Below are 12,705 nucleotides of genomic sequence, written 5' to 3' on the forward strand. Positions count from 1 at the left end.
TGCCTCAAATTTTTCTTTAAGCATCAAAACAGCAACTGCATCAGCGCAAGCGTAATCCGCCGCTTTTTCTATTTCTACTTGAGCCATGGTAATCTGTTTTGCTCCTTTACCTATCAGCTCACCTATTGCTGTCATAGGAAAGTTTGCGTAATCCAGAGCAATATTTTTTAATCCGTGACTTGAACGGGACGGATTAATGCAATACGAAGCAACCATTGAATCAAAATAAATGCCGTCAAGTTCAATTCCCGCCTGTTTAAGAACAAGCATATCATACTTTATATTTTGCCCGTACTTTTTTATTTTTACGTCTTCAAAAATATCTTTTAATATGGAAAGCGAAGTCTCAAGCGATACCTGTTTAGACGCGCCGGAATAAGTATGCCCTACAGGCAGGTAGTATGCTTCGTCAGCAGTTATTGCGAAAGAAAAACCAACTATCTGCGCTTTGTGAGGATCCGTGCTTGTCGTTTCAAGGTCTAAAGAAACCAAACCGCTTTTAACTACTTTTTCAGATAATTCAATTAGTTCTTTTTCAGTATAAATAATATTAGTTTTATACTTTTTCTTGCCGGACTCCCTAAAAGCAGCTTCTTCTTTTTCCATTTTTTCAGACGAACCCGGAATAAGTTCCTTAATCAGACTTTTAAACTCCATTTTTTGCAGGAATTTTTCAAGCTTTTCGTTATCAAATGGTTTTATCTCCCCTTGCCTCCAATTAATTTCCAGAGGAACATTGTAATGAAGCCTTATGAGATCTTTGCTTTTTTCTGCATCTTTCCCATTTTCTTCTATCAAAACTTTTACTCTACCTTCAAGTTTAGAATAATTTTTTATCAAATTTTCAACTGAGCCGAATTCTTTAATAAGTTTCGTTGCAGTCTTTTCGCCGATACCTTTTATTCCGGGAACATTATCGGAAACATCCCCCATTAAGGCAAACATATCTACAAGCTGTTTTGGTTCAAGCCCGTATTTTTCAACAACCTTATTTTCGTCATATAACGTATTTTTGGCTTCATCCCAGACAGTTATTCCATCATCTACAAGCTGGCGCACATCCTTGTCCCCGCTTATCACAACAACTTCCATTTTGTCTTTTCTGGCCTGGCTGGCTAGCGTCGCAATAATATCGTCTGCCTCATAACCTTCTTTTTCAACTACTAAGAGATTAAGAGCGTTAGCGGATTCTCTTGCAAGAGGCATTTGATGTTTCAAGGCGTCGTCAATTTCTTTTCGGTTTGCTTTATATTCGGCATATTTTTTGTGCCTGAATGTAGGAGCCGGAAAATCGAAACAAACTATGGCATATTCAGGTTTTCCCTGTTTGAGAAGTTTGAGGATCATCCGGGTAAAGCCGTAGACTGCATTCACCATTTCCCCTTTTGAATTGGTAAGCGGAGGAAGGGCATGGTATGCGCGGTGTACGTAGGCATTTGCGTCAATTAGATAAAGTTTTGTCATAATTAGGGACACTTCCCATATTTTTTTATTTGGCAAAAGTAACTATTTTCTTTCTATAATCTCTTTCAACATAGACAATAATTAGTATTTTTAAGAAATATCGCTTTTCTAAGAAATATATGGGAAGTGTCCCTAATTATCTAAGTACTGCTGAACAGCAACGGCAGCGATTGCTCCGTCGCTTGCGGCCGTGACAACTTGATTAAGAAGTTTTCTTCTGCAGTCTCCGCTTGCGTATATGCCTTCAACGGAAGTCTTCATATTATCATCGGTTACTATACATCCCGAATTATCCAGTTTTAAAATATCTGCAATAAACGATGTATTCGGAGAAAAACCAATAAATACAAATACGCCGTCTGCATTTATTAACGATGTTTCGTTGTCGTTAACGTTTTTAATTTCAATTCCCTCCACTTTGTTTGATCCCAGAATTTTAGTGATTACTGAATTCCATGCAAAAAATACTTTGGGATTGGATAATACTTTTTCTTGAAGTATTTTGGTTGCACGAAGTTTGTCTCTTCTATGAATAACTGTAACTTTTTTGGCAAACTTAGTTAAAAAATCGGCCTCTTGAATAGCGGAATCCCCTCCACCTATAACAACGACTTCTTTTTCTTTAAAAAAAGGACCATCGCAGGTTGCGCAATAAGATACACCCTTTCCGATAAACTCATTTTCCCCCGGAACATCCGCTTTTTTATAGCTGGCGCCAGTTGCAACAATTATGGTTTTTGTCAAATATTCCGCAGAATCCGTAATAATAGTCTTAACTTTTGATTTTGTTATTATCTTTTTTACTTCTTCCAATTTTATTTCCAAGCCGAACTTTTTTGCCTGTCCTTCAAATTTTGAGGCAAGTTCAAGACCGCCAATTCCTTCAGGAAAACCAGGATAGTTTTCAATACGGTCAGTAATAGCCGCGTTTCCTCCGCAGCCCATTTTTTCAATTAGCAGAGTCTTAAGCTTGGCTCTGGACGCATAAATGCCGGCAGTCAAACCCGCGGGCCCTCCGCCGATTATAATAAGATCGTAAATCAAATCTTGCATTATTTCTTCTTTTTCTGATTTTTATTAGCGACTTTTGAAGATGTTACAAGCAGGTCATCTATTTTTTTTGCCCATTCCTTGCTCATTCTGTTCTGGAATCCGACATAGCGTTCGGCTATTTTTCCTTCCTGATCGATAATATAAAAGGCGGGTATACCCTGTACCCCGTATTCTCTTCCTACCTTGTTATCATCCACTAAAACAGTATATTTTATCCCCATTTTTTGGACAAAATTCTTTACTGCATTGGCGTCATTTTCCAAATTTATGCCGTAAAAAACTACATTTTTTCCCTTGTATTTTTCAAATGTTTTTTCAACTTCAGGAATTGAAGCCCTGCACGGCGGGCACCATGTTGCCCAAAAATCAAGAAAAACAACATTTCCTTTTTGAGAGGATAGGCTTACTTTATTGCCGTTAAGGTCTGAAAGGGTAAAATCAGGCGCAAATTCAGCTGCAAACATATTAGAAGCTAAAAATAAAAAAAGAAATGCGTATTTTAGATTTTGAATCATTTTTTTAGAAATATTTTTGAGAATAAAATCTTTTTCCATGCTCGGCTCCTTATATCTCCTATTCCTGATTTCCTAAACTAAAGAATACTATCTACCGCCTTTTTAAACTCGGTCTTGGGCCTAAAACCTACCAGAGTCTGAACCGGCTTTTTATCCTTGAATATAATAACAGTCGGAATTGATGTTATCATAAATTTTGCAGCAAGATTTGCATTTTCATCCGTATTCAATTTCCCCACCTTTATTTTACCTTCATATTCTTTCGCAATTTCTTCTATAACAGGCGCGAGCATCTTGCACGGCCCGCACCAGGGAGCCCAGAAATCAATAAGAACCGTCAATTGAGAATTCAAAACTTCCGTTTCAAAATTCTGTTCTGTAATAACTATTTCTGACACGTTAATGCCTCCCCAAAATTAAGGATAAGAATTAAATTAATTCTACTAAACATTAATTTTCAAGTCAAACTATATTTTAAATACGTTAAAAGTGTTAAAGTTATGAAAGTTAAGAAAGTTAAAAGCAAACTTCAAACCGAAAAAAAGTGCAAAAGTTATGAAAGTTTAAAAAGTAAATCACATACTGTAAAAAGTTATAAAACTGAATATTAAAAATTCTTTAACTTTCATAACATTCCTAACTTTCCTAATATTCATAACGCCTTTTCAATAATCCCTCCGCCAAGGACATAATCACGTTCATAAAATACAGCTGATTGACCTCCGGTTATGGCATACTGCGGTTTTTCAAATCTGATAAATAATTCACCTTTTTTTGCAGTAATTTCCGCTTGGGCCGCAGGATGTTGTCTGCGTACTTTAGCCTTACACTTAAGCGGCAGTTTAGGGGCCATCCCCGAAATCCAGCAAACATCACTAACAATCATTTTATTTGAAAAAACATCCTTTTTTTCTCCGATTTTAATCACATTTTTGGAAGCATCTATTTCTATTACATACAAGGGAACTTTTGAAGATATTCCAAGTCCGCTTCTCTGCCCGATAGTATAATAAATTATTCCTTTGTGTGTTCCTGAAATTTTACCTTTCTTGTCAACAATAGGTCCTGGCTTAACTTTTTCATTATTTTCAGGCACATAAGATTTAATAAAATCTGCATATTTGTTTTTGACAAAACATATTTCTTGGCTCTCAGCTTTCTCGGCAACGGGAATTTTATTTTTTAAAGCTATTTTTCTTACTTCTTTTTTAGTAAGACTCCCCAGAGGAAATTTAAGCTTTGAAAGCTCACTTTGTCCAAGACGATACAGAAAGTAAGTCTGTTCCTTTTCTTTATCCTTTCCCTTCTTAAGATAGTATTGTATCTCACCGCTAGTTCTTTTCCTTTCTATTTCAGCGTAATGGCCTGTTGAAAGATAATCAAAACCGAGCGCCCCTGCTTTTTTTAACAATAAATCAAACTTTATCTTTTCATTACAAACAATGCACGGATTAGGAGTTTTTCCGTTTAAATATTCTTTAACAAAATTGTCCACCACTATTTTTTTGAACTCTTTTTCCATATTGAATACGTAATGTTTTATACCCAAATAGTTGCAGACTTTTTTCGCGTCGTAAATATCTCTGAAAGAACAGCAGCCGCCCGGACGAGTTTTATCCTCATTATCTTTCCACAGCCTCATTGTAATCCCGATAATATCGTGCCCTTGTTCTTTCAAAATAAAAGCGGCCGTGGATGAATCCACGCCGCCAGACATCGCTACCGCAATTTTAGCCATTCAAAACCCCTAGCGCATAGCGGACAGCGGATAGCGTATAGAAAAAATGACTTAAAGGCCCGTTTTTACTATCCGCTACACGCTAAACGCTATACGCTATTTTCTTTGTTTCCACAAAGGCGATATTTCCCTCAATTTAACAACCATTTCAGGAAGAACTTTCAAAACATAATCAATGTCTTCTTCAGTATTTCCCTTGCCAAGCGAAAAACGAACGGCCCCTTGAGCAAGCGCCGGTTCAAGACACATCGCTTTCAATACATGGGAAGCTTCAGTTGAACCTGAAGCACAGGCAGAACCGGTGGAACACTCAATTCCCTTTAAATCAAGTGAAACTACAAGCGATTCCCCTTCAATAAATTCAAAACTTATATTTGAAATTCCGGCCACTCTTCTGTAAGAATGTCCGTTAACTTTAGTATAAGGAATTTTTTCTATTATTTCTTTTTCAAGTTTATCCCTTAATAAAAGTATCCTTTCCTGCTCCTTATCAATTTTTGTCTGGCTTAATTCAAGCGCTTTAACCATCCCTGCAATACCAGCAACATTTTCTGTTCCTGCTCTTAAATTTCTTTCGTGATGCCCGCCGTGAAGAATAGGGACAATTCTTGTGCCGTTTCTCCTATATAACGCGCCCACCCCTTTTGGCCCGTAAAACTTATGCGCGGAAACTGAAAGCAAATCCACTCCAAGGGATTGAACATCAATTTTTATTTTGCCGGCAGTCTGGACTGCGTCAGTATGAAAATAAATACCGCCGAACTCTTTTGTAAATCTTGTGTCATTTTCTTTTCTTATAATTTCTGCAATTTCTTTAATTGGCTGAAGAGTCCCTACCTCGTTATTAGCATGCATAATACTTACCAGAACGGTTTTTGCGTTAATCGCTTTTTTAACATCCTTCGGATTAACCGCTCCGTATTCATCCACGGGAAGATAAGTAACTTCAAAACCATTTTCTTCGAGATATTCGCAGGTATTTAATACGGCATGGTGTTCAATGGAAGAAGTTATTATATGGTTGCCTTTTTCCTTATTGGCAAATGCCGTTCCTTTTATGGCAAGATTGTCCGACTCGGTACCAGACGAAGTAAAAATAATTTCCTCCGGTGATTCCGCATTGATAAGCTTCGCAAAAGTCTCCCTGGCATTTTCCAGATATTTTTTTGCTTCCTGTCCTAATGAGTGGATGCTGGATGCATTCCCGTAGACATCCCTTAAAAAAGGATTCATCGTTTCAAGCGCTTCCGGATCTAAAGGAGTTGTCGCGCTATGGTCTAGATAAATTATTTTTCCTTGCATTTTTCATCATCCTTTTGTTTTTTATATGCTCGTTCATATACCGCGAAAAAATGTGCGTCCCGGAACTTCCTACCACAAAAAACATCTCGTTAGTGCTTTCGGGATATAGTGCCGCTTTGATGGAATCCAAACCGGGATTGGAAATCGGCCCTGGCGGCAAGCCCATATTGAGATAAGTATTGTAGGGCGATTTAACTTTCAAATCCTTATTCAGGAGCTTTTCCTTATGTTTTCCTAATGCGTAAAGTACCGTAGCGCAGGATTCAAGATACCAGCGTTTCTTAAGCCTGTTATGAAATACAGCCGATATCTTAGGCCTCTCTTCAGAATGATAAGCTTCCCGCTCAATTATTGACGCTAAAGTGACAATTTGCTGATCGCTCATTTTTAATTCTTTTGCCCTCTTTTTAAAATCATCCGTATAGTTTCTGTTAAATTCCCGAAACATTATTTCAATAATTTTTTCTTCTGAAAGTCTCGGATCAAAAAAATATGTCTGAGGAAAAAGATACCCTTCCAATTTCTTTTCTTTTACAATTGAAAGAAACTTTTCTTTATCAATAATGCCGTCCGAATATAAAAGGCCTGCTATCTGAGCGCTTGTAAACCCTTCGGGAATTGTAACTTTATAAAATCGCGATTTACCTTCGGCAAGCATATTTATTATTTTAAATATGCTTGTCCTCGGAGATATTACATATACTCCTGCTTTAAATCTTTTTGAGCTATTCGTAATTTTTGAAATCAAAATAAAGAGCCTTTCGGATTCTATAAGGCCCTCTTTCTTTAGTATTCTTGCTATTTCATGAGAAGAAGATCCTAAAGCAATTCTCAGCGTGACAGGAGTTTTAGGCAGTCTTAACCACCCTATTAAGCAAAGCGCCAAAGCAAGAATTAGCAAAGATGAAAAAATCCATTTTTTATTTTTCATTGAACCATTTTTCCTTTAACTCTTTGTCAATAGATTCACTAAAGTCAGTATCAATATTTTCTTCCCGCGGATTTCCTTTTTTTGTATTAAACAATTTCCTGCAAAAATCTCTGGTACTAACAAATTTTGCTCCTGAATACCCCAAAAGCTTATGAATACCCCTGTCATCAGTTACGACAACCATATTTGACGAATTTGAACTTTCATTTACAATTATTTCTATTACTTTGTCGGCAGTCGCATTTTCGCTGTAAAGAACTTCTATGAAACCAGACATCTGCCTTGAATAGCCTGAACTAGAAAAAGGATCTTCCGTTTTTCCGTCAAAAACTACGGTTACCATATTTTTCGAACTTCCTTGAGGACTACTGCTTTTTATCAAGGCTATTAAAGTGTTTCTTTGTCTTTCCAGAGACCCGCCGTAAATTTGCGAATACTCAGATTTAATAACGTTATAACCGTCTATTATGTAATGCAGCATATTCTTTTGAGAGTTCAACTGTTGAACTGTTATTTGCCGTTTTGTTGTTATCTCCGAACTATGAACTAATCACTCATTACTGTTGTTGCGGTGGCTGTCTAAATATGCCTGCAAAAATAGAGCGGCTGCAATTTTATCTCTTACACCTTTTCGTTTTTCCCTGGACATATCCGCTTCTTCTATTAAAATTCTTTCTGTCTGAAGCGAGCTTAATCGTTCATCAAAGAATTCAACGGGCAGATTAAACTCACCTTTAATTTTTTGAGCAAACCCTTTTACTTCTTCCATAAGATGCCCTTCACTTCCGTCCATATTTAAGGGAAGCCCGACAATTACCTTTTTAATATTATTTTCATCTAAAATCTTTTTTATCTTCTCCATATCTTCTTTTATGCTTTTTCTTTCAATAACTACAAGCGGCTGAGCAGTTATTCCAAGCGAATCTGAAACCGCTATTCCTAACCGTTTAATCCCGTAATCTAAGCCTAAAAGCCTTAAAAAGATTTTATCCTCCGAAACTAAAAGATTTGAGACACTTATATCCTGGCCCTGATTTTTCTAAGAAACTTTGCATCAGATCAATTCTTTCCAAGACAAAAGAGCCAAAATCAGTATCTATTTTTTCAAAAGAAATATTCTTTGTCTTAAAAGATTTTACTCTTCCTACCGTAAGATGACAGGAAAACGGCCTCTTTTCCTTTTCAAACCCAAAAGGCAGAAGTGAATTCTCTATTTTTTCGGCAATTCCTTTTAGTTCGGTTGAACCTTCTTTGACTCCCACCCAGATAATCCTTGGATATTTCAAATCGGGAAATGCTCCTAATTCCGAAAACAAAACCTTAAACGGTTGAACATTTTGCGCTATATCTGAAATAGCAGAGTTTATTTTATCAACTTTTTCTTCACGGACCTCGCCTAAAAACTTCAAAGTTAAATGAAAATTATCTTTTGCAATCCATCTCACATCGGATATTTTATATTTAAGCCTTTTCGTTAAAACAGATAATTTTTCTTTTATCTCTTCGGGTATATTAACCGCAATAAACAATCTCATGATTATTTTTTTAGAGGAGGTTTATCTTCGATCAGCTGCCTTCTTAAAATATCCAGCGCGGTATTTGCTGAACGCTCGCGTATTTCGTTTCTGTTTCCGATAAATCTGTAGTTATATACTTTTTCAATTGTCGGGCTGCTCAAAGCAATAAAAACAATGCCTACGGGTTTTTCCTCCGTTCCGCCCGCCGGCCCTGCAATTCCTGTTATTCCCAGCGCATAATCGGTCTGGGAAAGCTTTTTTACACCTTTCGCCATTTCAAGCGCTGTATTTTCGGACACCGATCCAAATGCAGAAAGAGTTTCTGTTTTAACTCCTAAAACTTTTGTCTTAGCATCGTTGGAATAGCTTACCACGCCTTCTTTAAAATAAATTGAGCTCCCAGGAATACTTGTTATCTTTTGAGAAACCATTCCTCCCGTGCATGATTCAGCCACTGATAAAGTATTTTTTCTTTCAACGAGTAGCTTTCCGATGACTCCTTCCAAACTGTCCTTATCCGTACCGAAAATATTGTCTCCAAGACAGTCTCTGAATTCTTTCTTAAGATTATGCATAATTTCATCTACGAGCATCTCGTCTTCACCGCAAACACTTATTTTCAAATCTATTATCATTTGATGAGCAAGTATAGTAAAACTCACCGTTTCCTTTTCTAGCTCTCTTTCAGCCTCAATTATCGGGCGTATTTTTTCATCTACTTGAGATTCGCTCATCCCGCTGATATGCAAAGTAGTAACTTTTTTTATTTTTGACTCATATTTTTTCAGGTAAGGAAAAACCATTTCTTCAAACATCGGCTGCATTTCTCTGGGAGGCCCGGGAAGAAGGAACAAAACTTTAGATATTTTACCTTTTCCTTTTTTTGAATCTTCTAATTCAATAATTTGTCCGGGCGCAGTCCCGTACTTATTTGCAATCGGTTTTGCTCCGTCTATTATGTATGCCTGCCGTTCGTTATTTTTCGGCATATCAGTTTTCCGCTTTTTAAAAAATTCTTTTATCGCTTCCAGAATTCCCTTGTCCAGAATAAGTTTTTTATCAAGAACTTTTGCCGCTATTTCCCCGGTAAGATCGTCAAAGGTGGGCCCGAGGCCGCCTGTTGCAATAATAATTTGGCTTCGTTTTATTGCTTTTGAAAAAGCTTCTTCAATATCATCATTGTTATCGCCAACAGTTGTTACATATGATAAATCCAATCCAAGCAGACTTAACCTGTCTCCGATAAAGGAGCTGTTTGAATTAAGTTTCCCGGTCAAAAGTTCTGTGCCTACGCAAATCAATTCTGTTTTCATTTTTTTATTGTCATCCTGAATTTATTTCAGGATCTACTTTAATTTTTTGATATTCAAAGAGAAAGCTTTTGATCCTGAAACCCTCCCTCCGCATGGTTTCTTTGAAACCAAACCCCAAATGATTTTTTTAAAAATCAAAACATTGGGGCAGGTCAGCGGGGCAGGCAAGTTCAGGATGACATTTTGCGTCAATTATAAAACCCGATTTTTTTGTCATCCTGAAGGATATTTGCCTTGATTTCGCCAAACCTTGATTCGTATTTGGCGACATTATCCTTCAAAGCTGAAAGGATCCGTTTTGCGTGAATAGGAGAAGTGATAATCCTGCTTCTAACGCGCGCTTTCGGATTTTGAGGCTGCATGAAAATGAAATCTAAAATAAATTCGCTTTCTGAGTGGCTAATCATTGCTAGGTTGGCATAAGCTCCTTGCGCGGTTACTTCATCAATTTCAATCTGAATTTCATTTTTTTTGAATTCTTCCATTTTTTCTTCCCTTCCTTTAGAAATAGTTTATTCCGTCTTAGCAGCTAATTCTTTTGTTATTGCTAAATCCTTATCACTTACCACTTACCCCTTATCCCTTTTTTTCACATTCCTATAACTTTCAGTATTTCCTTAATATCTGCCTTAACCTTCTTAGGCTTTGCAGCGCATGCGATTGCGCGATCCGGATCCTTTAAGCCGTGGCCTGTAAGAATGCAAACAACTTTTTTCCCCGGATTATTTTCAAAAAAACCTTTCTTGACATACTTTATCAATCCGGCAATTGATGCTGCGGAAGCGGGTTCTGCAAAAACCCCCTCAACTGAAGCTAAAAGCTTATATGCTTCAATTATCTCATCGTCAGTAACAGTATCTATTACTCCGTTTGATTCATCCCTTGCTTCAACAGCTTGTTTCCATGAAGCAGGATTACCTATTCTTATAGCCGTTGCAATAGTATCGGGTTTTTCAACAGGATGGCCCAAAACAATCGGGGCCGAACCTGCCGCCTGAAAACCCATCATCTTTGGCAAACCCATTTTATTGTCGGAAACTTTATTGTATTCCTTATAACCCTTCCAGTAAGCGGCGATATTTCCCGCATTTCCGACGGGCATAAACTGATAATCAGGCGATTTTCCTAAAACTTCACAGATTTCATATGAAGCCGTTTTTTGGCCTTCAATCCTGTAAGGATTTAAGGAATTTACAAGAGTTAAAGGGTATTTCTCACTCAAACTTTTTACAAGATTTAAGGCCGTATCAAAATTGCCGTCAACTGATATAACTAACGCCCCGTGCATTACAGCCTGAGAAAGTTTTCCCAAAGCAATGTTTCCTTCAGGTATCAAAACAACGCACCTAATTCCGGCTCTTGCAGAATAGGCAGCGGCAGATGCGGAAGTATTTCCGGTTGAAGCGCAGATAACCGCTTTTGATCCGGCCTCTAGGGCCTTAGATACCGCCATAGTCATTCCGCGGTCTTTAAATGATCCTGTCGGATTCATCCCTTCATATTTAAGAAAGATTTCTCCTTTAAATTTCAATTCGTTTTTGAGATTATTAGCCGGAATTAGCGGAGTATTTCCTTCCATCAATGTGACAATAGGAGTTTTTTCACTTACTGGAAGAAACCTTCTGTATTTGTCTATTAAACCTTTGTATGACATTATTTTCTCCTTTTAAATAAGAGAAGTAAATTTTATCTATTTATTGTCTCAAAGTCAAAGAAATACAGTTGTAAGTGATAAGCGATAAGTTATAAGTTAAGACGTTTTTTTGTTTTCAAACTTAATCCTTACAACTTACCACTGTTTTATTGGTTTGCCGATGGGCATATATCTTTAAGAGGGCATATTGCGTGGTTAGGCTTTCTTGCAACACAGATTTCCCTGCCAAGAGACTGAATAAGAAGAGAAAAAAGAGTCCAGTCAGATCTCGGTATAAGTTTCATCAGATCCCGTTCAATTTTTACGGGATCTGAGTTTTTGGTAAGCCCTAAAAGATTGGATATTCGTATTACGTGAGTATCAACGGCAATTCCCTCAATTATGCCGAAACCATTTCCAAGTACTATATTTGCGGTTTTTCTTGCAACGCCGGGAAGAGTAAGAAGTTCATCCATAGTCTTAGGAACTTCTCCTGAGAATTTCTCAAGTATTATGGAAGCGCTGCCTTTTATATTTTTTGCTTTATTGCGGAAAAAACCGGTGGAGCGGATATCTTGTTCGAGTTCGTTGAGGCGGGAATTAGCAAAATCTTTGACGGTTTTATATTTTTTAAAGAGGTTCTTAGTAACGAGGTTTACACGTTTATCCGTGCACTGAGCCGAAAGTATAACCGCGACAAGAAGCTGAAAAAGATTATCGTAGAAAAGAGCTACCTTTGCATCCGGATATTTTTTCTTCAACCTTTTTAAGATTTCTGTTGCTCTGTCTTTATTGTTATCCATTTACAGAAATGGCGTTTACCGGGCAGTCCTGAACCATTTGCTTTGCGCACTCTTTCATGTTATCTGGTACGGGATCTGCGATAACAATTGCAATATTATCCTGCATCTTGAAAACATCAGGGCAAGAGGATTCGCATAATCCACAACCGATACAGGTGTCTTTGTCAACAACAGCTTTCATAAAACCTCCGGAAACAGTGATAAGTGTTAAGTGGTAAGGGATAAGTTTTTTTCCCTGTTTAGTAACACCTTCTGTAAACTATTTAACATCTTGCCTATTTCTTCACATTGATTGTTAAGTAAATTATAAGCATTTTCCTCTAAATAATTTAAATCTTTACTTAAAATTAAATGATATTTTGTTTCTTCTAAAGAAGTCTCAGCTATATTAAGAAAATGCAAATACTCTTTTCTACTGTTTCTTTTGAATCCTTCT

General features: G+C 37.1%; 16 protein-coding genes. All 16 read right to left on the bottom strand.

The genetic code is table 11. The features are described 5' to 3' along the window. Positions 1-1,464 (bottom strand): DNA polymerase I (locus NT145_01995; protein ID MCX5781465.1); only part of this gene is annotated, 1,464 nt, incomplete at its 3' end. 132 nt (positions 1,465-1,596) lie between these two features. Then, entirely contained in the window at positions 1,597-2,517 is a 921-nt protein-coding gene (gene trxB / locus NT145_02000) for a thioredoxin-disulfide reductase (protein MCX5781466.1), read from the bottom strand. Then, positions 2,517-3,071, bottom strand: coding sequence for a TlpA disulfide reductase family protein (locus NT145_02005; protein ID MCX5781467.1), 555 nt, complete (start codon positions 3,069-3,071; stop codon positions 2,517-2,519). The genes trxB and NT145_02005 overlap by 1 nt, the downstream gene beginning before the upstream one ends. A 38-nt stretch (positions 3,072-3,109) precedes the next feature. Then, a complete protein-coding gene (gene trxA / locus NT145_02010; GenBank protein ID MCX5781468.1) occupies positions 3,110-3,430 on the bottom strand; it encodes a thioredoxin in 321 nt (106 codons plus the stop codon). A gap of 254 nt (positions 3,431-3,684) precedes the next feature. After that, on the bottom strand, positions 3,685-4,770 hold the full coding sequence (mnmA, locus tag NT145_02015) for a tRNA 2-thiouridine(34) synthase MnmA (protein MCX5781469.1): 1,086 nt from the start codon (positions 4,768-4,770) through the stop codon (positions 3,685-3,687). 96 nt (positions 4,771-4,866) lie between these two features. Beyond that, the gene (nifS, locus tag NT145_02020; GenBank protein MCX5781470.1) at positions 4,867-6,072 is read right to left on the bottom strand and encodes a cysteine desulfurase NifS; all 1,206 of its coding nucleotides are present in this window, start codon (positions 6,070-6,072) and stop codon (positions 4,867-4,869) included. Then, the gene (mltG, locus tag NT145_02025) at positions 6,041-7,003 is read right to left on the bottom strand and encodes an endolytic transglycosylase MltG (GenBank protein ID MCX5781471.1); all 963 of its coding nucleotides are present in this window, start codon (positions 7,001-7,003) and stop codon (positions 6,041-6,043) included. Before mltG ends, nifS begins: the two co-directional genes overlap by 32 nt. Further along, positions 6,993-7,484 carry an NYN domain-containing protein gene (locus tag NT145_02030; GenBank protein ID MCX5781472.1) on the bottom strand — a complete coding sequence of 164 codons (492 nt, stop codon included), beginning with the start codon at positions 7,482-7,484 and terminating at the stop codon, positions 6,993-6,995. The genes mltG and NT145_02030 overlap by 11 nt, the downstream gene beginning before the upstream one ends. Before the next feature lie 69 nt (positions 7,485-7,553). Then, the gene (ruvX, locus tag NT145_02035; GenBank protein ID MCX5781473.1) at positions 7,554-7,988 is read right to left on the bottom strand and encodes a Holliday junction resolvase RuvX; all 435 of its coding nucleotides are present in this window, start codon (positions 7,986-7,988) and stop codon (positions 7,554-7,556) included. A 1-nt stretch (position 7,989) separates the two neighbouring features. Continuing rightward, complete coding sequence (thpR, locus tag NT145_02040; protein ID MCX5781474.1) at positions 7,990-8,538, bottom strand: RNA 2',3'-cyclic phosphodiesterase; 549 nt, start codon at positions 8,536-8,538, stop codon at positions 7,990-7,992. Positions 8,539-8,540: 2 nt separating this feature from the next. Beyond that, positions 8,541-9,833, bottom strand: a complete 1,293-nt coding sequence (locus NT145_02045; protein ID MCX5781475.1) for a competence/damage-inducible protein A — start codon at positions 9,831-9,833, stop codon at positions 8,541-8,543. A gap of 188 nt (positions 9,834-10,021) precedes the next feature. Next, positions 10,022-10,318, bottom strand: coding sequence for a DUF3467 domain-containing protein (locus tag NT145_02050; protein ID MCX5781476.1), 297 nt, complete (start codon positions 10,316-10,318; stop codon positions 10,022-10,024). A gap of 104 nt (positions 10,319-10,422) precedes the next feature. Further along, positions 10,423-11,487 carry a threonine synthase gene (gene thrC / locus NT145_02055; protein ID MCX5781477.1) on the bottom strand — a complete coding sequence of 355 codons (1,065 nt, stop codon included), beginning with the start codon at positions 11,485-11,487 and terminating at the stop codon, positions 10,423-10,425. A gap of 146 nt (positions 11,488-11,633) precedes the next feature. Then, entirely contained in the window at positions 11,634-12,269 is a 636-nt protein-coding gene (nth, locus tag NT145_02060; protein ID MCX5781478.1) for an endonuclease III, read from the bottom strand. Next, positions 12,262-12,450, bottom strand: coding sequence for a ferredoxin (locus NT145_02065; GenBank protein MCX5781479.1), 189 nt, complete (start codon positions 12,448-12,450; stop codon positions 12,262-12,264). Before NT145_02065 ends, nth begins: the two co-directional genes overlap by 8 nt. 26 nt (positions 12,451-12,476) lie before the next feature. Then, positions 12,477-12,705 (bottom strand): four helix bundle protein (locus NT145_02070; GenBank protein ID MCX5781480.1); only part of this gene is annotated, 229 nt, incomplete at its 5' end.

Source organism: Elusimicrobiota bacterium, assembly GCA_026388075.1.
Lineage (GTDB): Bacteria > Elusimicrobiota > Endomicrobiia > Endomicrobiales > JAPLKN01 > JAPLKN01.

Excerpts from the sequence above, each read along its gene's own strand:
- trxB (MCX5781466.1), bottom strand. The coding sequence starts at position 2,517 with ATGCAAGATTTGATTTACGATCTTATTATAATCGGCGGAGGGCCCGCG.
- NT145_02005 (MCX5781467.1), bottom strand. The coding sequence starts at position 3,071 with ATGGAAAAAGATTTTATTCTCAAAAATATTTCTAAAAAAATGATTCAA.
- mnmA (MCX5781469.1), bottom strand. The coding sequence starts at position 4,770 with ATGGCTAAAATTGCGGTAGCGATGTCTGGCGGCGTGGATTCATCCACG.
- nifS (MCX5781470.1), bottom strand. The coding sequence starts at position 6,072 with ATGCAAGGAAAAATAATTTATCTAGACCATAGCGCGACAACTCCTTTA.
- mltG (MCX5781471.1), bottom strand. The coding sequence starts at position 7,003 with ATGAAAAATAAAAAATGGATTTTTTCATCTTTGCTAATTCTTGCTTTG.
- NT145_02030 (MCX5781472.1), bottom strand. The coding sequence starts at position 7,484 with ATGCTGCATTACATAATAGACGGTTATAACGTTATTAAATCTGAGTAT.
- thpR (MCX5781474.1), bottom strand. The coding sequence starts at position 8,538 with ATGAGATTGTTTATTGCGGTTAATATACCCGAAGAGATAAAAGAAAAA.
- NT145_02045 (MCX5781475.1), bottom strand. The coding sequence starts at position 9,833 with ATGAAAACAGAATTGATTTGCGTAGGCACAGAACTTTTGACCGGGAAA.
- NT145_02050 (MCX5781476.1), bottom strand. The coding sequence starts at position 10,318 with ATGGAAGAATTCAAAAAAAATGAAATTCAGATTGAAATTGATGAAGTA.
- thrC (MCX5781477.1), bottom strand. The coding sequence starts at position 11,487 with ATGTCATACAAAGGTTTAATAGACAAATACAGAAGGTTTCTTCCAGTA.
- nth (MCX5781478.1), bottom strand. The coding sequence starts at position 12,269 with ATGGATAACAATAAAGACAGAGCAACAGAAATCTTAAAAAGGTTGAAG.
- NT145_02065 (MCX5781479.1), bottom strand. The coding sequence starts at position 12,450 with ATGAAAGCTGTTGTTGACAAAGACACCTGTATCGGTTGTGGATTATGC.